The organism is Bradyrhizobium sp. UNPF46 (assembly GCF_006658625.1).
Lineage (GTDB): Bacteria > Pseudomonadota > Alphaproteobacteria > Rhizobiales > Xanthobacteraceae > Bradyrhizobium > Bradyrhizobium nitroreducens.
Window position 1 is genome coordinate 82,900 of the sequence record NZ_LFJB01000002.1, and the last position, 20,769, is coordinate 103,668.

Sequence of the window (20,769 nt, forward strand, 5' to 3'; positions counted from 1 at the left end):
CGAGGAGGAGCCCAATGGAATATAACGGTCGCGAATCCGACCATCTCATGCTGATCACGCCGGAGCGGGTGTTTTACGCGGGCCTGCTCGGTCGCCCCCGCAAGCGAACCCCGGGCTGTTGCCATGTCTATGTGGCGGTGAAGGGCAATCTGCACCTGACCATCGACGACGCCCTCGCCACCGGCGAGCTGTTCGTCACCCTGCCGAACCAGCGGCATTCCATCGCCAGCGATTATCGCACCGCGATCAGCGTGACGCTCGAGCCCGAGAGCATGCCGGATGGCGTGATCGAGGCTTTGGCCAAACGGCTGACCGGGCCCGATCAGGCCGTCTACGCCCGAAAAATCCTTGCCGCTTACACATTGCTGCGCCAGCGTCGCTATGGCGACATCACCACCGCCGAGTTCGACGAGATGTGCTTTGGCGAGGCGCTGCCGCGCCGCGTGCTCGATCCTCGCGTGATGCGCGCGGTTGCGCGCATCGGGCGCTTCTCCGGCGAGCCGGTGACGGCGGACACCTGCGCGGCCGAAGCGGGCCTTTCGGCCTCGCGCTTCCTGCATCTGTTCAAGGAGGAGACCGGCATCTCGTTCCGCTCCTTCCGCGCCTGGAAGCGTGCGCGGCATCTGCTGCACTTCGCCAACCAGGATCTCAACCTCGCCCATCTTGCGCAGGACATCGGCTATCCCGACTCGACCCATTTCAGCCACTCGATCCGTCGCTTCTACGGGTTGAAGCCGCGCGCGATCTTCGTCGGCTCGCGGGATCTTGCGATCTATCGCAGCACCGAGACGGTGCGGCTCGCCGAGGCGAGCTAGCTCGCTCTCGCAGGGTGGGCAAGGGCGCGCTTGCGCCGTGCCCAACACCTCTCGGAAAACGGGTAAAGACGTGGGCACGCTTCGCTTTGCCCACCTACGAAAGCTCGTCCTGTCTTCAGCTTCTCCGCGCAAGAAGCCGCATGCCACCCATCACATGATCGCAGCCGTTGAATTCTCAACGTGCGAGATATTTTTGGCATGAGCGACAAGGCCGTCATCACCTGCGCGCTGAATGGCGTGCTCACCGATCCGAAGCAGCACAACGTGCCCGTGACGCCCGAGCAGATGGCGCGCGAGGCCAAGGCTGCGTTCGATGCCGGTGCGTCCATCATGCACATCCATCTGCGTCAGCAGGCACCGGGCAAGGGACATCTGCCGTCCTGGGAGGTCGCGGTCAGCAAGGAGATCCAGCAGGCGATCCGCGAGGCCTGCCCCGGCGTCATCATCAACCACACCTCGGGCGTCTCAGGGCCGAACTATAGCGGCGCACTCGACTGTATCCGCGAAACGAAGCCGGAGATCGCGGCCTGCAACGCCGGCTCGCTGAATTACCTGAAGGTCAAGGCCGACAACACCTGGGCCTGGCCGCCGATGATGTTCGACAACGCCGTCGAGAAGGTGAAGGACTATCTCGACGTCATGAACGCGGTCGGTACCATTCCGGAGTTCGAGTGCTTCGACGTCGGCATCGTCCGCTGCGTCGGCATGTACACCCAAGTCGGTATGTACAAGGGCCCGCTCGAATACAATTTCGTCATGGGCGTCGCCTCCGGCATGCCCGCTGATCCCGAATTGCTGCCGATCCTGATCAAGTTGAAACGGCCCGAGGCGCATTTCCAGGTCACCGCCATCGGACGCGAAGAGATCTGGCCACTGCATCAGCGCTGCGCCGAACTCGGCGGTCATCTGCGCACCGGTCTCGAAGACACCTTCTATCTCGCCGACGGCAAGAAGGTGACGTCGAACGGCCAGCTCATCGAGGCGATCGCCGCCTGCGCGCGCCGTGCCGGCCGCGAGATCGCGAGCCCCGCCGAGGCGCGGAAGATCTTTGGGACGAATCGCTGAGTAGCCCCGTCGTTCCGGGGCGATGCGCAGCATCGAACCCGGAACCTCGAGATTCCGGGTTCACGCTTCGCGTGTCCCGGAATGACATCAAGGTCTGTCATGTCCATTCTCGAAAACACCATTTCCCCCGGCAGCGCGGCCTACCACGCCAACCGCGATGGCATGCTCGGATTGATCGACCGCATGCGCGCGCTGGAAGAGCGCACGCGTGCGGCGTCAGCGGCGGCAAAGGACCGTTTCCACAAGCGCGGCCAGCTGCTGCCGCGCGAGCGCGTCGCGCTGGTGCTCGATCCCGGTGCGCCCTTCATCGAGCTGTCGACGCTCGCCGGCTACTTGTTCGACGTGCCGGACGCCAACAAGAGCGTGCCGGGCGGGGGCGTCATCGCCGGCATCGGCTTCGTCTCGGGCATCCGCTGCATGGTCAGCGCCAATGACGCGGGCATCGATGCCGGCGCGCTGCAGCCCTACGGTCTCGACAAGACGCTGCGGGTGCAGGAGCTCGCGCTCGAGAACAAGCTGCCTTATGTCCAGCTCGTCGAGAGCGCCGGCGCCAATCTCCTGCGCTACCGCGTCGAGGATTTTGTCCGCGGCGGCAACATCTTCCGCAATCTCGCACGGCTCTCGGCCGCCGGCCTGCCTGTCGTCACCGTGACGCATGGTTCATCCACCGCTGGCGGTGCCTATCAGACGGGTCTCTCCGACTACATCGTCATGGTGCGCGGTCGCACCCGCGCCTTCCTTGCCGGGCCGCCGCTGCTGAAGGCCGCGACCGGCGAGATCGCGACCGAGGAAGAGCTCGGCGGCGCCGAGATGCACACACAGGTGTCCGGCCTCGGCGATTATCTCGCCGAGGATGACCGCGATGCCTTGCGCATCGCCCGCGAGATCATGGCGGCGCTGCAATGGGAGCGGCCGGGCAAGCCGTCCCTGCAATTCAAGCCGCCGCGCTACGACCAGGACGAGCTGCTCGGCATCATGCCGATGGACCACAAGCGCCCCGTGGACATGAAGCAGGTGATCGCGCGCATCGTCGACGATTCCGATTTCACCGAGATGGCGCCGAACTATGGCCCGGCAACCGTCTGCGGCCACGCCCGCATCGAGGGCCAGGCCATCGGCATCATCACCAACAACGGGCCGCTCGATCCCGCCGGTGCCAACAAGGCGACGCATTTCATCCAGGCCTGCTGCCAGACCCGCACGCCGATCCTCTATCTCAACAACACCACCGGCTACATGGTCGGCAAGGCCTATGAGGAAGCCGGCATGATCAAGCACGGCTCCAAGATGATCCAGGCCGTGACCTCGGCGACGGTGCCGCAGATCACCATCTATTGCGGCGCCTCGTTCGGCGCCGGCAATTACGGCATGTGCGGCCGCGGCTTCCACCCGCGCTTCTGCTTCTCGTGGCCCAATGCCAAGACTGCCGTGATGGGCGGCGAGCAGGCGGCCGAGACCATGGCCATCGTGACCGAGGCCGCTGCCGCGCGCCGCGGCAAGCCGGTCGAGAAAGAAAAGCTCGACGCGATGAAGGCGCAGATCATCGGCGTATTCGACGGCCAGATGGACGTTTTCTCCACCAGCGCCCGCGTGCTCGACGACGGCGTGATCGATCCGCGCGATACCCGCGCAGTACTGTCCGAAGTGCTCGCGATCTGCCGCGAGGGTGATGCGCGTACGCCGCAGCGGATGCAGTTTTCGGTGGCTCGCCCATGAGGAACGGATCAGTGCAACACCACCCGTTCTTCAAAGTTCTGGTTGCCAACCGCGGCGAGATCGCACTACGCGTCATGCGCAGCGCGCGGCAGCTCGGCCTTGGCGTCGTCGCGGTCTATTCGGATGCCGATCGCGATGCACTCCACGTCAAGCAAGCAGATCAGGCCGTGCGCATCGGCGAAGCCCTGCCGGCGCAATCCTATCTCAACATTCCCGCCATCATCGCGGCGGCCAAGGCGAGCGGCGCGGATGCCGTGCATCCCGGCTACGGCTTCCTCGCCGAGAACGAGGACTTCGCGCAAGCCTGCAAGGATGCCGGCCTCGTCTTCATCGGTCCGTCGCCGCAGGCGATCGAGGCGATGGGCAACAAGGCCGGCGCCAAGGAGATCATGAAGAAGGCCGGCGTACCCTGCGTGCCCGGCTATCAGGGGGCAGACCAAAGCGACGAAGTCATGCTCGGGGAGGCCAGAAAGATCGGCTTTCCCGTGATGATCAAAGCGGTCGCGGGTGGTGGCGGCCGCGGCATGCGGCTCGTGGCTGACGCCGCTTCGTTTCCGGATGCGCTGCGCAGTGCGCGGTCGGAAGCCAAGGCCGCGTTCGGCGATCCCACCGTGATCCTCGAGCGGGCCATCCAGAATCCGCGGCACATCGAGATTCAGGTGTTCGGCGACAGCCATGGCAACGCCATCCATCTCGGCGAGCGCGACTGCTCGGTGCAGCGGCGCCACCAGAAGCTGATCGAGGAGGCGCCGTCGCCTGCGGTGACGCCGGCGCTGCGCGCGAAAATGGGCGAGGTCGCGGTCGCCGCGGTCAAGGCACTGCGCTACGAGGGCGCCGGCACGCTTGAGTTTCTGCTCGACGCGAGCGGTGAATTCTACTTCATGGAGATGAACACGCGTCTCCAGGTCGAGCACCCCGTCACCGAGGCGATCACCGGACTCGATCTGGTCGAGCTGCAGCTGCGCGTCGCGCGCGGCGAGGCGCTGCCGATCAGGCAGCAGGACATCAAGTTCTCCGGCCACGCCATCGAGGTCCGTCTCTGCTCGGAAGATGCGATGCAGGATTTCATGCCGCAGTCCGGCCGCATGGCGCGCTGGCAGGTGCCGGAGGGCATCCGCGTCGAGCACGCGCTGCAATCGGGAGCGGAGATTCCTCCGTTCTACGATTCCATGATCGCCAAGGTGATCGGCCATGGCACCACGCGCGAAGAGGCGAGGGGGCGGCTGATCGTGGGCCTTGAGCAGCTCACCGCGTTGGGCGTGACCACCAACCAGTCGTTCCTGATGTCGTGTCTGCGTCAGCCCGGCTTTGCCAGGGGCGAGGCGACGACGGCCTTCATCGGCGCACATCGCGACGAACTATTGGCGCCGCGGGCGGATGCGGCATTCGACACGGCGCTGGCCGGCTTGCTGCTCTATGTCACAAATCCGCGTGCACCTGCATGGCAGAGTGGGCGGAGCCTGTCGGCAACCTTCCCGCTGCCGGCGAAGATCGAGATCGGCGGCCAGGCGCTGGAGCTCGAAATCACGCGCGAACGCGACGGCAGCTACGTTGTCGCCGCCGCCGATCGTCAGGACAGGTTCGAGATCGATCAGCTCGACGCCGATACGATCCGCTTCCGCCACGACGGCGTGATGGACAACGCGAAATTCCTGCGCGACGGCGATCGGCTCTACCTCCAGCACTGCGGCATTCCGCTCGCGGTGATCGACCTGACCCTCGCTGCGCCGAAAGCCGCCGCAAGCAACGGCGGCGACGGCAAGGTGCGCGCCGCCCTGAACGGGCGCGTCGTCGCCGTGCTGGTCAAGCCGGGCGACCGCGTTGCCGCCGGTCAGCCGGTGATGACGCTGGAGGCGATGAAGATGGAGCACGTCCACAAGGCCGGCATCGACGGTGTGGTCGCCGCGATCGATGTCGCCGAGGGCGAGCAGGTCACCACGGGCAGGATCGTCGCGGAGATCGAGGTTGCTTCGCCGGCCGCGTGAGACGGCTACGAGCATTTCTTGAAGTACCGGTAGGTGTCCGGCGCCCGCATCCAGATGAAATCCTGGGTGAGGCCGCCATGGGCATTGATCCAGGAGGTGATGTCCGCCGCGTGGGCGCGACGCAGCGTCGTCGTGGCGCCAGCCCGGTGCGCAAGATGGAATCCGAAGCTTGCCTCCGGTGTCACGCAGATCCGGCCGCGGGGAATCCGGCCCAGCAGAACTGTGCAGGCGGATTGGCAGGGGCCGACGATGCGGACATTCACGCCCTGGCGGGCGAGCTCGGTCCAGCGCGCATTGTAGGCGGCGACCGATCCACCGTGATTGTCGGAGACGTCGATCGTCTCCGCGCGGGCGACGGTGCAACTGGCTGACGTGGAAAGGAGGCCGAAGAGAACGGTCAGAGGTCTGGACAGAGGCATCATCGGATCCATTCCATTAGAGGGCGCGCGTCGATCGAGACACAGGAAGCCTGACACCGAATGGCTCGAGCCTGTGTGGGCGAACTCACAAGCAAGTCTTTCGCTCCAGTCCGCCGTCTCAGGCTCGCGGCCGGAATTCTGCATGATTTCAACGGGATTCATATCCGACGGCACGCGATCAACATTCATATTGAACTTTGTTCAATTATCGTCTATGAATATTGAACGTTGTTCAATTCCGGAGTTCCGATGCGCCCCGATGACCCCACCCGAGCGAACGCCGCCGCACTCCCGTCCATGCCCCGCCGGCTCTCGTTCGGGGCGCTGCAAGCCCGCGAAGGATACCTGGTCGGCGCGATCGCCGTCCTGACGCTGACGGCATGTCTGGCGCCCCCGCTGCCCGCCGTCGCCTGGCACATCCCGCACTTCGTCGATGGCCGCACCTGGCTTGGCGTGCCCAACGCCGGCGACGTGCTCAGTAACCTCGCCTTCCTCGCGATGGGCGTCTGGGGCTCGGAGCGGCTGCGCGCCCGCCATGATGCGCCCGTCGGTGCCAGCTGGTTCTTCGTAGGGTTGATCCTCACCTGCCTGGGCTCGGGCTTCTACCATCTGGACCCCGACATGCCGCAACGGCTTGTGGCCGACCGCCTCGGTATGGCCGTAGCGTTTGCGGGATTCCTGGGCATTGCCGCCAGCGAGCGTATCAGCGTCCGCGCCGGCGAGGCGCTGCTGGTCCTGATGATGATCGCGGGTCTGCTGGCGGCCTGGGTCGCGCGCGACAATCTCACGCCATGGGTGGTCGTGCAGTTCGGCGGCATGGCGCTGGCCGTGGGGCTGGCGTTGACGCGTCCCCGGCCCGGTGCGCTCGGTGTGCCGCTCGGCGGCGTGATCTTCTTTTATGTGCTGGCGAAGCTGTTCGAGCTCGGCGATGTGATCGTGTTCGACGCGACAGCGCACATTGTCTCGGGCCACACTCTCAAACATCTCGCCGCCGCGATGGCGGCGTGGCCGGTGGTCCGGGCGTTGCGCGATCGCACGATCTCCTAACCATATCAAGGCCAGGAGCTCCTATGAGATCGTGTTGCTCCGTCCCGTCCCCTCGTTCAGCAGACACGCCACCTGATGCCCGTCGCCCGTCTCCACCAGTGCAGGCCGTTCCGTCCTGCATCGCTCCACCGCAAACCGGCAGCGGGTGTGAAACGCGCAGCCCGGCGGCGGATTGACCGGGCTCGGCACGTCGCCGTCGACCAGCGGCGTAAGCCTTTTCGCCAGCGGGTTTGCGATCGGCACCGAGGCGAGCAGGGCCTGCGTATAGGGATGGCGCGGGCTGCGGAATAGCTCGTCCTTGCCGGCGATCTCGACGATGCGGCCGAGATACATCACGGCGACGCGGTGGCTGATATGGGCGACCACGGCGAGGTCGTGCGCGATGAAGAGATAGGAGAAGCCGTGCTGGCGCTGCAGATCGATCAAGAGGTTGATGACCTGCGCCTGGATCGAGACGTCGAGCGCGGACACCGGCTCGTCGCAGACGATCAGGCGCGGCCCCAGCGCCAATGCGCGCGCGATGCAGATGCGCTGGCGCTGGCCGCCGGAGAATTGATGCGGGAAATTGCGCATCTGGTCGGGCCGCAGGCCGACCTGCTCGAACAGCCTTGCCACGCGCGCTTCCAGCTCCTTGCCGCTCGCGAGCCCGTGCACGGCAAGCGGCTCGCCGACGATGTCGCCGGCGGTCATGCGTGGGTTGAGCGAGGCAAACGGGTCCTGAAACACGATCTGCATCGAGCGGCGGTGCGGCCGCAGCGCCGTCTTGGACAGGTGGGTGATGTCCTTTCCATCGAGGCGGATCTGGCCCGAGGTCGGCTCGACCAGCCGCAGCACGCTGCGCGCCACCGTCGACTTGCCGCAACCGGACTCGCCGACCAGCCCGAGCGTCTCGCCGGCATGAAGGCAGAACGAGACGCCGTCGACCGAGTGCACGGTGCCGACCTGCCGGCGCAGCACGCCGGCGCGCACCGGATAATGTTTCTTGAGGTCGGTGACTTCGAGCAACACCTCGGTCATGCCACCTCCGCGACTTCTTCCGCGCGCCAGCAGGCGGCAAGATGGCCGCCGCCCCAATCCGCCAGCGGCGGATATTCGGCCTCGCAGCGTTTGATGGCGAGCTTGCAGCGCGGCGCAAAGGCGCACCCCCTGGGCAGCCGCACCAGCGACGGCACGGTGCCGGGAATCTCGTTCAGTCGTGCCGGCGCGGCAATGCCGGGGGTGGGGACGACGGGGATCGAGGCCATCAGCCCGCGCGTGTAGGGGTGCTTGGGTGCTGCGAACAGCGCCTCGACGCTGGCTTCCTCGACCTTCCGCCCCGCATACATCACGATCACGCGTTGCGCGGTCTGCGCGACGACGCCGAGATCATGGGTGATCAGCACGAGGCCGGTGCCGAGCTCCTTCTGAAGATCCAGGATCAGCGCCAGGATCTGCGCCTGGATGGTGACGTCGAGCGCGGTGGTCGGCTCGTCCGCGATCAGCAGCGCGGGCCGGCAGGCCAATGCCATCGCGATCATCGCGCGCTGGCGCATGCCGCCGGAGAGCTGATGCGGATATTCGCGCGCGCGTCGCGCCGGTTCGGGGATGCGCACCAGCCGCAGCATCTCGACGGCGACATCGCCGGCTTCCTTGCTCGACAGCTTCCGGTGCAGCCGCACCGCCTCGACGATCTGGTCGCCGATCCGCATCACGGGGTTGAGCGAAGTCATCGGCTCCTGAAAGATCATGGAGATGCGGTTGCCCCTGACCGCGCGCATCTCCGCCTCATCCAGGGCCAGCAGATCGGTGCCTTCGAGCGAGATGGAGCCGCCGACGATTCGGCCGGGCGGATCGGGCACCAGCCGCATCAGCGACAGCGCGGTGACGCTCTTGCCGCAGCCGGATTCGCCGACGATCGCCAGCGTCTCGCCGCGCTTCACGGTAAAGGAGACGTCGTCCACGGCCCTGAAGAGTCCCGAGTTGGTGAAGAACACCGTCTGCAGGTTCCTCACATCGAGCACGAGATCGGATTTGTCAGCCATCAGCCGCGCTGCCTCGGATCGAGAATGTCGCGCAGGGCGTCGCCGAAAAGATTGGCGCCGAACACGGCGAGACTGATGGCGATGCCCGGGAAGATTACGAGCCAGGGCGCCGTGCGGACATATTCGGCGGCGGATTCCGAGAGCATTCGGCCCCACGACGGATAAGGCTCGGGAATGCCGAGCCCGAGGAAGGAGAGCGAGGCTTCAGTGAGGATGGTGGAGCCAAGCTGGGCGGTGGCGAGCACGATCAGCGGCGCCAGCGTGTTCGGCAGCACATGGCGAAGCGCGATGCGGACCTCGCTCATGCCGATCGACTTGGCGGCTTCGACGAAGGGCAGCTCGCGCAGCGCCAGCGTGTTGGCTCGGATGACGCGCGACACCGTCGGGATCAGCGGAATGGCGATGGCGATGATGACGTTCGGCAGGGACGGGCCGAGGGCGGCCGTCATGATCAGGGCGAGCACCAGCAGCGGCAGCGCCTGAAGAACGTCGGAAACGCGCTGGAAGACGAGATCGACCCAACCGGAGAGATAGCCGGAGGTGAGCCCGACGATGACGCCGATCGTGCCGCCGAGCGCGGTCGACCCGATGCCGACCGCGAGCGAGATCCGCGCGCCGTGGATGATGCGGCTGAACACGTCGCGGCCGAACGAGTCTGTCCCCATCCAGTGGGCCCAGCTCGGACGAGCGAGTGCGCGCGCCGAATCGATCGTCAGGGGATCATAGCGCGCGATGAAATCGGCGAAGATGGCCGTGAACACGAACACGGTCATGATGATGAGGCCAGCGGCGCCCAGCACATGCCGCTGCGCCAGGAACAGCACGCGCCGCCAGCCGCCGGTGGCATGCGCACCGGCCCGCCGGAGTTCGAGATCGTAATCGATTGCGGCCAAACAGCTCTCCTAATCCGTGTACCTGATCCGCGGGTCGAACACTGCGTAGAGCATATCGACGGTGAAGTTCGCGACCACTACGACCACGGCGATGAGCATCACGAGGTTCTGCACGATCGGATAATCGCGCCACCGGATCGCCTCGACCAGGAAGCGGGCGACGCCGGGGATGTTGAACACGGTCTCCGTCACAATGAGGCCGCCGATCAGGAACGCCGCCTCGATGCCGATCACGGTGATGACGGGCAGGATCGCGTTCTTCAGCGCGTGCCGGTAGTTCACGGCGGCGTCGGACGCGCCCTTGGCGCGTGCGGTGCGGATATAGTCCTGACGCAACACCTCCAGCATCGAGGAGCGGGTGATACGCATGGTCAGCGCGGCGCTGCGGAAGCCGACGGCGGCGGCCGGGACGGCGTAGGTCGCGAACGCTTCGAGCCAGGTCTGCGGATTCGGATTGAAGATCGGCATCTGGCCGAACATCGCCACCGATGCGGTGAGGATGAGCAGGCCGAGCCAGAACGATGGCAGCGACAGGCCGCTGAGGCTGATGACGCGCAGCGTGTAATCGAGCCGCGTGCCCTGGTTCACCGCGCTGATGACGCCGAGCGGAATGCCGATCGAGGCCGAGAACAGCAGCGCGAGGCCGGCGAGCCGTGCCGTGATCGGAATCCGCGGCAGGATTTCCTGCAGCGCAGGCTTCTCGGAGACGTAGGAGTAGCCGAAATCGCCCCGCACAAAGCCGCTGATCCAGTGCCAATATTGCACGATCAGCGGCTGGTCGATGCCGAGCTCCTTCTCCAGATTGGCCTTGTCGGCGGGGTCGACATAGCCGGCGGCGGCGAACAGGATGTCGACGATGTTGCCGGGCACGATGCGCAGCAAGAGGAAGATGACGATCGATATCCCGAACAGGGTCACGAGCATCAGGAACAGGCGTCGCACCAGATAGGCAAACATCCTTCGCCCTCCGCGAGCCGCTAGAACATGATCCGGAACCGAAGGGCCGCGCTAGCGCAAAGTGCGCGGCGGTTTTCCGGCAAGATCATGCTCGACACCAAAATCCCAAAGCCTTCAGCCTGCCGCACTACTTGTCGAGCCAGACATCCTCGTAGCGAAAGCCGTTATAGGAGCTGTTCGACATGATCGTGACGCCCTTGACATAAGGCTGCCAGCAGGTGCCGGCCCGCGCATGGAAGATGATCGGACGGGCGACGTCCTCCTGCAGCTTCTTGTCGATCTCCCACACCAGCGGTTTGCGCTTGGCGATGTCGGTCTCCTGCGACTGCACGTCGAACAGCTTCTCGATCTCCTTGTTGCAGTAATTGGTGTAGTTCCGTTCCGAGCCGCAGGAATAGTTCTCGTAGAAGGACTGGTCGGGGTCGTCGACGGAATTGCCGGTCAGGTTGAGACCGAGCATGTAGTCCTTGCGCGCGACCTTCGGGAACCAGTTCGCGGTCTCCACGACGTCGAGCTCGCCGTCGATATAGATGCTCTTGAGCTGGTCGATCAGGATCACGGCGGGGTCGCGATACTCCGCGATGTTGCGCGTCGAGACTTTCACCGCCAGATGCTTGTCGGGGCCGTAGCCCGCCTTCTGCATCAGCTTCTTCGCCTCCTCGCGGTTCGCATTCAGGTTCGGGCCGTAGCCCGGAATGGTCTCGAGCTTGTCCTTGGGCATGCCCCAGATACCCTGAGGCGGCGGCAGCATGGTGCCGCCGATATCGGCCTGGCCTTCGAACAGGATGTCGACGAAGGCCTTGCGGTCGAGTGCCATTGCCATCGCCCGGCGGATATCGATGTTGTCGAACGGCGCGGAGCTCGAATTGACGATGATGTTGGTCGACACGTTGGTCGGCTCGACGACGCAGGTCGCGTTCGGCGCCTGCGACTTGATGTCCTTCAGGAGCGGGATCGTGATGTGCGTCGGGAAGGTCATGTCGAACTTGCCGGCGACGAAGGCGAGGATCGCGGTCGAGCGGTTCGGAATGATCGTGTACTCGATGCCGTCGAGATGGGGCAGGCCCTTCTTCCAATAGTCGGGATTCCGCGTCAGCTTGATCGATTCATTGGCCTTGAACTCGACGAATTTGAAGGGGCCGGTCCCGATCGGATGGGTGCGCATGTCGGCCGGCGAGACGTGACAGGGATAGACCGGCGTATAGCCGGACGCGAGCATCGCCAGCAGCGAGGGCTGCGGCCGCTTCAGGTCGAAGGACACCTCGAGATCGCCGTTCGTCGTGATCTCGTTGACTTCGCTGTACCAGGCCTTGCGTGGATTCTGCCGCAGCTTCTGCTGCGATTTGCCCATCAGCAGGTCGAAGGAGCATTTGACGTCGGCCGAGGTGAACGGCTTGCCGTCGTGCCATTTGACGCCCTGGCGCAGCTTGAACGTCAGCTTCTTGTTGTCGCCGCTCCAGGACCAGCTTTCGGCCAGCTCGGGCCTGAGGGTGTCAGGACTGTTCTGCGCGATGTGCTGGTCGTAGATGACGAGATTGTTGAAGACCCCCATGAACGGCACGTTGACCGAATAGGTGGCGCCTTCGAGGATCGACGCGTTGGCCGGACTGTCGCGGTGATACATTCGCAGGACGCCGCCCTGCTTGGGCTCGCCGGCGAGCGTGGCGGTTGAGGCCGTTAGCACAGATAGCGCCGCCATTGCGGCGAGCGCCCACACGCTCCGCATGCTCATCCTCCCTGGACATCGGCTTTTGCAGCCTGTTTGAGCTGACGATAGCACGCAAGTCAGGGGAGGCAACCCCGGTAAGGTCGCATGCAGCCTCGACAATTCGGATGACGCAAGGCCGCAAGTCTTTCATCGTCTCCCAGTGTGAGAGTGCAGGTGCGAAGAGATGGTTCCTGGCGCTGATGTTGTGCGACGCCGTTTCAACAATTCCGCTGTCGTCCCGGACGAGCGCAGCGAAGACTCGGGGTGACCTGCTCGCTCAACAACTCTACCCCGTGGTTATGGATCCCGGGTTCGCGACTTTGTCACGCCCCGGGATGACACCTTTTGTATGGAGGCATCTCGCGCGACTGGGCGGACGCCCCTCACACGATCCGCGACGCCTTGTTGCCCCAGTACCGGTCCCGCAGCAGGCGCTTGTACAGCTTCCCCGTCGGCAGCCGAGGCAACTCCTTCTCGAAATCGACCGAGCGCGGCACCTTCTGCCGCGACAGCGATTTGGCGCAGAACGCGATCAGCTCCTCGGCGAGCGCCGCGTCCGGCACGACGCCGGGCATCGGTTGCACCACCGCCTTCACCTCCTCGCCGAGATCGGCATTGGGCACGCCGAACACGGCGGCGTCGGCCACCTTCGGATGGGTGATCAGGAGATTCTCGCATTCCTGCGGATAGATGTTCACGCCGCCGGAGATGATCATGAAGGTCGCGCGGTCGGTGAGGTACAGGAAGCGGTCGGCATCGACATAGCCGACATCGCCGACCGTGCTCATGCTGCCGTCGGCCGAGCGCGCTTCCTTGGTCTTCTCCGGGTCGTTGAAATATTCGAAGGGCGAAGCGGTCTTGAACCAGACCTGACCGGGCGTGCCGATCGGGCATTCCTTCATGTTCTCGTCGAGAATGTGGAGGTCGCCGAGCAGCACCTTGCCGACGGTGCCGCGGTGGCTCAGCCATTCCTCGCTGTTGCAGGCGGTGAAGCCGAGGCCTTCGGTGGCGCCGTAATATTCGTGAATGATCGGCCCCCACCATTTGATCATGTCGTCCTTGACCAGGGCCGGGCAGGGCGCGGCGGCGTGGATCGCGATCTCCAGCGACGACAGGTCGTAGCGCTTGCGGACCTCTTCCGGCAGCTTCAGCATGCGCGAGAACATCGTCGGCACCAGCTGGGTGTGCGTGATGCCCCAGCGCTGAACCAGCTCGAGGTAACGCTCGGGATCGAAACTCTCCATGATGATCACGGTGCCGCCCATGCGGATCGTGAGGTTCACGGCGGCTTGCGGCGCGGAGTGATAGAGCGGGGCCGGCGAGAGGTAGACCATGCCCTCGCGGTAGTGCCAGAGCTTGGTCAGGAAATCGAACAGCGGCAGATTGTGCTTCGGCGGCTCCTCCGGCAGCGGACGCAGAATGCCTTTCGGCCGCCCTGTCGTGCCTGACGAATAGAGCATGGCGGTGCCGAGCCATTCACCGGCGATCGGTGTCGCCGGCATGTCCGCGGTCACGTCCGCAAGGCCGACGATGCGCTCGCTCTCGCCGGGGCCGTCGGCGACGATGCAGAGCCTGATGTCGGGACAAGCCTGGATCGCCTCGCGGGCGATGTCGAGCTTCGCCACCGACGTGATCAAGATCTTTGATTGGCTGTTGACGAGCAGATAGGCGAGCTCGCCCGGCGTCAGGAAGGAGTTGATGCAGGTGTAATACAGTCCGGAGCGCTCGCCCGCGCCGCAGGCCTCGAGGTAGCGCGAATTGTTCTCCATGAAGATCGAGTAATGGTCGAGCCGCTTCAGGCCGTGCTTGCGGAAGAGATGGGCCAGCCGGTTGCTGCGCGCTTCGAGCTCGCGATAGGTGACGGCCTCGCCGGTCGACGCCATGATGAAGGCGGGCTGCAGCGGGCGCAGGCGGGCTTGGTGACCTGTGTACATCTATCCTCCGGCTCGGATCATGCGGCGAGAAGCAGGATTTCGCGCAAATCGGCAGGACCTTCGATCTTGCGCGGATTGCGCGGAATCCAGTTCGTGCGCATCGCCTGCTCGGCGATGTCGTCGAAATGCTCGGGCGCCACATGCACCTCGCGAAGGCTGCGCGGCATGCCGAGCGCGCGGATGAAGGCATCGAGCACGTCGGCGGCGGCGTGGCCGGGATAGCCCATCGCGGCGGCGACGATCATCTGCCGCTCCGCGTTGTCGCGCGCATTCCAGCGCATCACCGCCGGCAGCATGACGCAGGAGGTGTAGCCGTGCGGCACGTCGAAGCCTGCGCCCAGCACATAGCCGATGCCGTGGCTCGCGCCCATCGGCACGCCGGCTGAAAGCGCACCCATCGACAGCCAGGTGCCGATCTGCGCGTCCATCCGCGCGTCGAGATCGGCAGGGTCCGCCTTCACCCGCGGCAGCGCGTCGGCGAGCATGGCGAGGCCCTTCACCGATTGCGCGTCGGCATAGGGATGGGTCTCACGCGAGCAGATCGCCTCGACGCAATGGTCGACGGCGCGGATGCCGGTCGACAGGAACAGCCATTCCGGCGTGTGCACGGTGATGGCCGGATCGAGGATGGTCGCGCGCGGGACGCTGAGCGGGTGCCGCAGCATCTGCTTCACATGCGCGCTGCGGTCGGTGACGCCGGCAATCGCGCTGAACTCGCCGCCGGCGATCGTGGTGGGCACGCTGACCTGCCGCACCGTCGGCGCAATCATCTCGGGCGCGACGCCCTTATGCACGCGGATGCGGTCGATGCCGTCGATCGTGTCGATGCCGTTGGCGAGACAGAGCTGCACCGCCTTGGCGCCGTCGGTGATCGAGCCGCCGCCGACGGTGACGATCAGGTCGGCAGCCGCTTCACGGGCCGCATTTGTTGCCGCGATCACCGCCTCGCGCGGCGTATGCGCCGGCATGGCGTCGAACAGGCCGGCGCAGCGGGAGCCCAATGCTTGTGTGATCTTCCCGATCTCGTCGGTCTGCCGGTTGAGCGTGCCCGACACCATCAGGAAGGCGCGGCGCGCTCCCAGCCGGTCCATCTGCGCGACGATGGCGCCTGCCGCAGGATGGCCGAACACGACCTCCTCGATCGCGCCGAAAACGACACGTCCCTGGTGCACGCCTGTCCTCCCGGACAATTCGTCTTGTTTTTGTGGAGGTAATCTAGCCGAGCCGCCGGCCTCCGTCATGCGCGAAGACGCTGGCCCTTCTTTACCCTCCCCTGGAGGGGGAGGGTCGGCTCACATTGAGCGCAGCGAGATGTGAGACGGGGTGGGGTGACGGTCTCTCCACGTCCAACAGTGCCCGTGTGGAGAGATCACCCCACCCCGCATCGCATTCCGCTGGGCTCCATGCGCTGCGACCCACGGGCGAGCTATGCTCGTCCCGGACCCCTCCAGGGGAGGGTGACACCGATCGCGCCGCAGGCATCTTGCCGTCTCCATTCATGAACCCGGCGAATAACGCCATTCGCAAACCGCCCGCTAATCGTCCCGGGCGCAGCCGGCTAGCTCTGTCAACCCGCCATCCGGCCAGGACGTCCGTCCAGGCATTGCGCGCATCGCGGTCTTGAAGAGTTCATCCTGGCCACCCATCTTGTGGCGCCCGCAGGTAGAGACGTACCCTGCGTTTTCTGCGGCTTTTATGCGAGGACCTGGGATGAGCGGACCGGATCGAAGCGAGCGGTTTGTCAAAAGGCACGATTTCCTTCTGACTCGATTGAGTGCAACCGCCGCCCTGCTGGGTGCGGCATTCGCCCTCACCGGTTGCGACAAGCCGGCCTCGCAAGCAGCGGCTCCGCCGCCGGCGCCGGTGACGGTGGCCCAGCCGGTCAAGCGCACCGTCACGGATTGGGACGAGTTCACCGGGCGTTTCGAGGCGGTCGAGGAGGTGCAGGTGCGCCCGCGCGTCGGCGGCTTCGTCAACTCGGTCGAATTCCAGGACGGCGCCATCGTGCATCAGGGCGACCTGCTTTACGTGATCGACCCGCGCCCGTTCGAGGCGGTGGCGACGCAGGCGGAGGGCCAGCTGTCGGATGCGCGGGCCAAGGTGGAGCTGGCCAAGCGCGAGCTCGATCGCGGCCTCAGCCTGGTGCAGACCAGCGCCGTCTCCGAGCAGGTGGTCGATCAGCGGCGTCAGGCCCTGCAGGCAGCGCACGCCGCCGAGATGCAGGCCGAAGGCGCGCTGAAGGTGGCTCGCCTCAACATCGAATTCACGCATGTGACGGCGCCGCTGACGGGCCGCGTCAGCCGCCATCTCGTCAGTCCCGGCAATCTCGTGCAGGGCAGCGATACCGGCACGTCGACGCTGCTGACCTCGATCGTCACGCTGGATCCGATCTACATCTATTTCGACATGGATGAGGCGACCTTCATCAAATACAGCAAGCTGTGGTTCGAAGGGCGGCGCCCGAGTTCGCGCGACACCGCGAACCCGGTACAGGTGACGCTCGCCGGTGAGACCAAGCCGTCGCATGAAGGCACCATCAACTTCCTGGACAACCGCCTCGACGTCTCGACCGGCACGCTGCGCAGCCGCGCGGTGATCAAGAACACCGATCTGTCGATCCTGCCCGGCCAGTTCGGCCGCGTCAGGCTGATCGGCAGCGCGCCCTATGAAGCACTGCTGATTCCGGACGTCGCCGTCGCGACCGACCAGTCCCGCAAGATCGTGTTCGTGGTGAAGCCCGACGACACCGTCGAGGCGCGTCCCGTGGTGCTTGGCCCGCTGGACGACGGCTTGCGCGTGATCCGCGACGGGTTGAAGGCGGAGGACCGCGTCATCGTCAACGGCATCCAGCGTGCCCGTGTCGGTGCCAAGGTCGCGCCGAAGACCGCGCAAGCTCCAGCCGGTGGCAAGTCATGAATCTCGGCCGTCTCTCCATCAACCAGCCCATCCTGGCGATGGTGCTGTCGATCGTGCTGTTGATCGTCGGCGCGCTCGCCTACACCACGCTGCCGGTGTCCGAATATCCGCAAGTGGTGCCGCCGACCGTCGTCGTCACCACGCAATATCCCGGCGCTTCCGCGCAGACCGTCTCCGACACGGTGGCAGCTCCGATCGAGCAGGAGATCAACGGCGTCGAGGACATGCTGTATCTCTACAGCCAGGCGACCTCGAACGGCCAGCTCACCATCACCGTCACCTTCAAGCTCGGCACCGATCTCGACAAGGCCCAGGTGCTGGTGCAGAACCGCGTCGCGATCGCGCAGCCGCGCCTGCCCGAGGAGGTCCAGCGCAACGGCGTCACCACGCGCAAGAACTCGCCCGACATCCTGATGGTCGTGTTCATGCTGTCGCCCGACGACACCTTCGACCAGCTCTACATCTCCAACTACGCGCTGCTCCAGGTCCGCGACCAGCTGCTGCGTCTCGACGGCGTCGGCGACATCCAGATGTTCGGCGCGCGCGATTACTCAATGAGGCTGTGGCTCGATCCCGATCGGATCGCCAATCTCGGCCTGACCTCGGCCGAGGTGCTGGCGGCGATCCGCGCCCAGAACGTGCAGATCGCCGGCGGCCAGATCGCCGAGCCGCCGATCGCCGATCGCGCCTTCCAGCCCAACCTCACCTTCACCGGCCGTCTGAAGGACCAGAAGCAGTTCGAGGACATCCTGATCAAGGCCGGCTCCGACGGCCGCACGGTGCGGCTGCGCGACGTCGCCCGCATCGAGCTCGGCGCGCTCTCCTACACCACCAACAGCTTCCTGCTGCGCAAATCCGCGGTTGCCATGCTGGTGACGCAGCGGCCCGGCTCCAACGCGCTCGCCACCGCCAAGAACATCACCGACACCATGACGAGGCTGAAGGAGAGTTTTCCGAAGGGCCTCGACTACAATATCGGCTATAATCCCACCGAGTTCATCGCCCAGTCCGTCCACGAGCTGATCAAGACCATCTATGAGGCCATGCTGCTCGTGGTCATCGTCGTGCTGGTCTTCCTGCAGGGATGGCGGCCCGCGATCATTCCGATCATCGCGATCCCGGTGTCGCTGGTCGGCACCTTTGCGGTGATGGCGGCGCTCGGCTTCTCCATCAACAATCTCACGCTGTTCGGTCTCGTGCTCGCCGTCGGCATCGTGGTCGACGACGCCATCGTGGTGGTCGAGAATGTCGAACGGCATCTCGAGCACGGCCTGAGCCGGCGCGACGCGGCGCTGAAGACGATGGAGGAGGTCGGCGGCGCGCTGGTCTCGATCGCGCTGGTGCTCTGCGCGGTGTTCGTGCCGACCGCCTTCCTCGGCGGCATCTCCGGGCAGTTCTTCCAGCAATTCGCCGTCACCATTGCCGTCGCGACCGCGATCTCCTGCTTCTGCTCGCTGACGCTGTCGCCGGCCTTGGCCTCGCAGATCCTCACGCCGCACGCGGAGAAGCGGCCGCCCGCCGCCTGGAACGTCATGGCGCGGGCGTGGGGTGCCTTCACCGGCGTGTTCAACCGCGTGTTCGACCGGCTGGCGCACGGCTATGCCGGCCTTGCCAATTTCGTCATTCGGCATTCGGTGGTGATGATCCTGATCTACGTCGTGCTGATCGGCAGTGCCGGCTGGCTGATCGCGACCACGTCGCAAGGCTTCATTCCGGCGCAGGATCGCGGCTACGTCATCGTCTCCGCGCAACTGCCCGGCGCAGCCTCGCTGGCGCGCACCACCGAGGTCGTGCGCGAGATCGAGCGGATCGCGCTGGATACGCCCGGCATCATCCGCGTCGCTGCCTTTGCCGGCTTCTCCGGCGCCACCCGCACCCAGGCCGGCAATGCGGCCGCGCTATTCCCCGTGTTCGACGAGCCCGAGGCCCGGATCAAGAAAGGGCTCACGGCGAATGCGATCACGGCCGAGCTGCGCAAGCGCCTGTCCGCGATCCAGGGCGCCTTCATCATCGTGATCCCGCCGCCGGCCGTGCCGGGCATCGGCACCGGCGGCGGCTTCACCATCCGCATCCAGGACCGCCAGGGCCGCGGACCGGAGATGCTCGCCGCAGCCACCGACGAGCTTGTCGCCGCGGCGCGCAGATCGCCCTCGCTGCTCGCTCCCACGGTGTTCTCGCCGTTCTCGGCCAACACGCCGCAGCTGTTCGTCGACATCGACCGCACCAAGGCGCAAAAGCTCGGTGTGCCCATCTCGGGCATCAACGACACGATCCAGACCTATTTCGGATCGACCTATGTCAACGACTTCAACCTGTTCGGCCGCACCTACCACGTCACGGCTCAGGCCGATTTCCCGTTCCGGAAAGAGCCGAGCGACCTCGCGCGCCTGCGCACGCGAAACGCCGCGGGCGACATGGTGATGCTCGGCAGCGTGGTCGAGTTCAGGGATGTCTCTGGTCCCGACCGCGTCGCTCGCTACAATCTCTATGCCGCGTCCGAGCTCCAGGGCGAGCCGGCACCAGGCACCAGCTCGACCACGGCGCTCAACGCCATCAAGAAGCTGGCGGACGACACCCTGCCGAGCGGCTTCACCTTCGAATGGACCGATCTGTCCTATCAGCAGATCACCGGCGGCAATGCGGGCCTCTACGTGTTCCCGATCTGCGTGCTGTTCGTCTATCTCGTGCTCGCCGCGCAATATGGCAGCTGGACCCTGCCATTCGCGGTGATCCTGATCGTGCCGATGTGCCTGCTCGCTGCCACCATCGGCGTGCGCATCATGGGCCAGGACGTCAACATCCTCACCCAGATCGGCTTCGTCGTGCTGGTGGGGCTGGCGGCCAAGAACGCGATCCTGATCGTCGAGTTCGCGCGCGACATCGAGAACGAGGGCAAGCCGCGGCTGGAGGCCGTGATCGACGCCTGCCGGCTGCGCCTGCGGCCGATCCTGATGACGTCCTTCGCCTTCATCCTCGGTGTCTTGCCATTGGTGATCTCGTCGGGCTCCGGCTCGGAGATGCGGCAGGCCGTCGGCGTCGCCGTGTTCTTCGGCATGATCGGCGTGACGCTGTTCGGACTTCTGTTCACGCCGATCTTCTACGTGGTGGTGCGGAACCTGGCGGAAGGGCGGAACGAGGGGAAGAAGCCGGAGGTGGTGGCCTGACGAGAGTCAGGTGGCCACCGGCCTATCGCCATCCTCGGTGTCGTCCCGGACAAGCGTCAGCGCAGATCCGGGACCCATAAACCCAGGGAGTGGTTTGGCGAAGAATGGCAACCACGAGTCTTCGCCTAA

General features: G+C 65.4%; 15 protein-coding genes. 7 read left to right on the plus strand and 8 right to left on the minus strand.

The window, feature by feature from the left end; translation table 11 throughout:
* Positions 1–14: 14 nt before the first annotated feature.
* From UNPF46_RS00865 to UNPF46_RS00880, 4 genes are all read left to right on the plus strand, one after another.
* Positions 15–815: a helix-turn-helix domain-containing protein gene (locus tag UNPF46_RS00865; RefSeq protein ID WP_100180174.1), complete on the plus strand. Its 801-nt coding sequence runs from the start codon at positions 15–17 to the stop codon at positions 813–815.
* 198 nt (positions 816–1,013) lie between these two features.
* The gene (locus UNPF46_RS00870) at positions 1,014–1,880 is read left to right on the plus strand and encodes a beta-keto acid cleavage family enzyme (RefSeq protein ID WP_142248709.1); all 867 of its coding nucleotides are present in this window, start codon (positions 1,014–1,016) and stop codon (positions 1,878–1,880) included.
* Positions 1,881–1,979: 99 nt separating this feature from the next.
* Entirely contained in the window at positions 1,980–3,596 is a 1,617-nt protein-coding gene (locus UNPF46_RS00875) for an acyl-CoA carboxylase subunit beta (RefSeq protein WP_142248710.1), read from the plus strand.
* Positions 3,593–5,581, plus strand: coding sequence for an acetyl/propionyl/methylcrotonyl-CoA carboxylase subunit alpha (locus UNPF46_RS00880; RefSeq protein WP_142248711.1), 1,989 nt, complete (start codon positions 3,593–3,595; stop codon positions 5,579–5,581). The genes UNPF46_RS00875 and UNPF46_RS00880 overlap by 4 nt, the downstream gene beginning before the upstream one ends.
* A gap of 5 nt (positions 5,582–5,586) precedes the next feature.
* Here the strand turns inward: UNPF46_RS00880 and UNPF46_RS00885 are convergent, their stop codons facing one another.
* The gene (locus UNPF46_RS00885; protein ID WP_246668576.1) at positions 5,587–6,189 is read right to left on the minus strand and encodes a hypothetical protein; all 603 of its coding nucleotides are present in this window, start codon (positions 6,187–6,189) and stop codon (positions 5,587–5,589) included.
* A gap of 108 nt (positions 6,190–6,297) precedes the next feature.
* Here UNPF46_RS00885 and UNPF46_RS00890 point away from each other — a divergent pair, with 108 nt between their 5' ends.
* The gene (locus tag UNPF46_RS00890; protein ID WP_181769716.1) at positions 6,298–7,047 is read left to right on the plus strand and encodes a hypothetical protein; all 750 of its coding nucleotides are present in this window, start codon (positions 6,298–6,300) and stop codon (positions 7,045–7,047) included.
* Positions 7,048–7,068: 21 nt separating this feature from the next.
* Here the strand turns inward: UNPF46_RS00890 and UNPF46_RS00895 are convergent, their stop codons facing one another.
* The 7 genes from UNPF46_RS00895 to UNPF46_RS00925 form a co-directional block, all read right to left on the minus strand.
* A complete protein-coding gene (locus UNPF46_RS00895; protein WP_142248713.1) occupies positions 7,069–8,064 on the minus strand; it encodes an ABC transporter ATP-binding protein in 996 nt (331 codons plus the stop codon).
* Entirely contained in the window at positions 8,061–9,068 is a 1,008-nt protein-coding gene (locus UNPF46_RS00900) for an ABC transporter ATP-binding protein (protein ID WP_100180180.1), read from the minus strand. Before UNPF46_RS00900 ends, UNPF46_RS00895 begins: the two co-directional genes overlap by 4 nt.
* Positions 9,068–9,961 (minus strand): ABC transporter permease, encoded by an 894-nt coding sequence (locus tag UNPF46_RS00905; RefSeq protein WP_100180181.1) that lies wholly within the window; start codon positions 9,959–9,961, stop codon positions 9,068–9,070. Before UNPF46_RS00905 ends, UNPF46_RS00900 begins: the two co-directional genes overlap by 1 nt.
* A gap of 9 nt (positions 9,962–9,970) precedes the next feature.
* On the minus strand, positions 9,971–10,918 hold the full coding sequence (locus tag UNPF46_RS00910) for an ABC transporter permease (protein ID WP_100180182.1): 948 nt from the start codon (positions 10,916–10,918) through the stop codon (positions 9,971–9,973).
* A 127-nt stretch (positions 10,919–11,045) separates the two neighbouring features.
* Complete coding sequence (locus UNPF46_RS00915; RefSeq protein ID WP_142248714.1) at positions 11,046–12,644, minus strand: ABC transporter substrate-binding protein; 1,599 nt, start codon at positions 12,642–12,644, stop codon at positions 11,046–11,048.
* A 365-nt stretch (positions 12,645–13,009) separates the two neighbouring features.
* On the minus strand, positions 13,010–14,560 hold the full coding sequence (locus UNPF46_RS00920; RefSeq protein WP_142248715.1) for an AMP-binding protein: 1,551 nt from the start codon (positions 14,558–14,560) through the stop codon (positions 13,010–13,012).
* 17 nt (positions 14,561–14,577) lie between these two features.
* Positions 14,578–15,732 (minus strand): iron-containing alcohol dehydrogenase, encoded by a 1,155-nt coding sequence (locus tag UNPF46_RS00925; RefSeq protein WP_174719202.1) that lies wholly within the window; start codon positions 15,730–15,732, stop codon positions 14,578–14,580.
* A gap of 538 nt (positions 15,733–16,270) precedes the next feature.
* On the opposite strand from UNPF46_RS00925, the gene UNPF46_RS00935 reads away from it, so the two are divergent.
* On the plus strand, positions 16,271–17,476 hold the full coding sequence (locus UNPF46_RS00935; RefSeq protein WP_181769717.1) for an efflux RND transporter periplasmic adaptor subunit: 1,206 nt from the start codon (positions 16,271–16,273) through the stop codon (positions 17,474–17,476).
* Positions 17,473–20,640, plus strand: a complete 3,168-nt coding sequence (locus tag UNPF46_RS00940) for an efflux RND transporter permease subunit (RefSeq protein ID WP_142248718.1) — start codon at positions 17,473–17,475, stop codon at positions 20,638–20,640. Before UNPF46_RS00935 ends, UNPF46_RS00940 begins: the two co-directional genes overlap by 4 nt.
* Positions 20,641–20,769: the final 129 nt, after the last annotated feature.

What these genes read in the sequence shown, in the direction of transcription:
- UNPF46_RS00880 (WP_142248711.1), top strand. Translation starts at nt 3,593, where the DNA reads ATGAGGAACGGATCAGTGCAACACCACCCGTTCTTCAAAGTTCTGGTT.
- UNPF46_RS00920 (WP_142248715.1), bottom strand. Translation starts at nt 14,560, where the DNA reads ATGTACACAGGTCACCAAGCCCGCCTGCGCCCGCTGCAGCCCGCCTTC.
- UNPF46_RS00870 (WP_142248709.1), top strand. Translation starts at nt 1,014, where the DNA reads ATGAGCGACAAGGCCGTCATCACCTGCGCGCTGAATGGCGTGCTCACC.
- UNPF46_RS00865 (WP_100180174.1), top strand. Translation starts at nt 15, where the DNA reads ATGGAATATAACGGTCGCGAATCCGACCATCTCATGCTGATCACGCCG.
- UNPF46_RS00885 (WP_246668576.1), bottom strand. Translation starts at nt 6,189, where the DNA reads ATGAATGTTGATCGCGTGCCGTCGGATATGAATCCCGTTGAAATCATG.
- UNPF46_RS00940 (WP_142248718.1), top strand. Translation starts at nt 17,473, where the DNA reads ATGAATCTCGGCCGTCTCTCCATCAACCAGCCCATCCTGGCGATGGTG.
- UNPF46_RS00890 (WP_181769716.1), top strand. Translation starts at nt 6,298, where the DNA reads ATGCCCCGCCGGCTCTCGTTCGGGGCGCTGCAAGCCCGCGAAGGATAC.
- UNPF46_RS00895 (WP_142248713.1), bottom strand. Translation starts at nt 8,064, where the DNA reads ATGACCGAGGTGTTGCTCGAAGTCACCGACCTCAAGAAACATTATCCG.
- UNPF46_RS00900 (WP_100180180.1), bottom strand. Translation starts at nt 9,068, where the DNA reads ATGGCTGACAAATCCGATCTCGTGCTCGATGTGAGGAACCTGCAGACG.
- UNPF46_RS00875 (WP_142248710.1), top strand. Translation starts at nt 1,980, where the DNA reads ATGTCCATTCTCGAAAACACCATTTCCCCCGGCAGCGCGGCCTACCAC.
- UNPF46_RS00910 (WP_100180182.1), bottom strand. Translation starts at nt 10,918, where the DNA reads ATGTTTGCCTATCTGGTGCGACGCCTGTTCCTGATGCTCGTGACCCTG.
- UNPF46_RS00915 (WP_142248714.1), bottom strand. Translation starts at nt 12,644, where the DNA reads ATGCGGAGCGTGTGGGCGCTCGCCGCAATGGCGGCGCTATCTGTGCTA.
- UNPF46_RS00935 (WP_181769717.1), top strand. Translation starts at nt 16,271, where the DNA reads ATGAGCGGACCGGATCGAAGCGAGCGGTTTGTCAAAAGGCACGATTTC.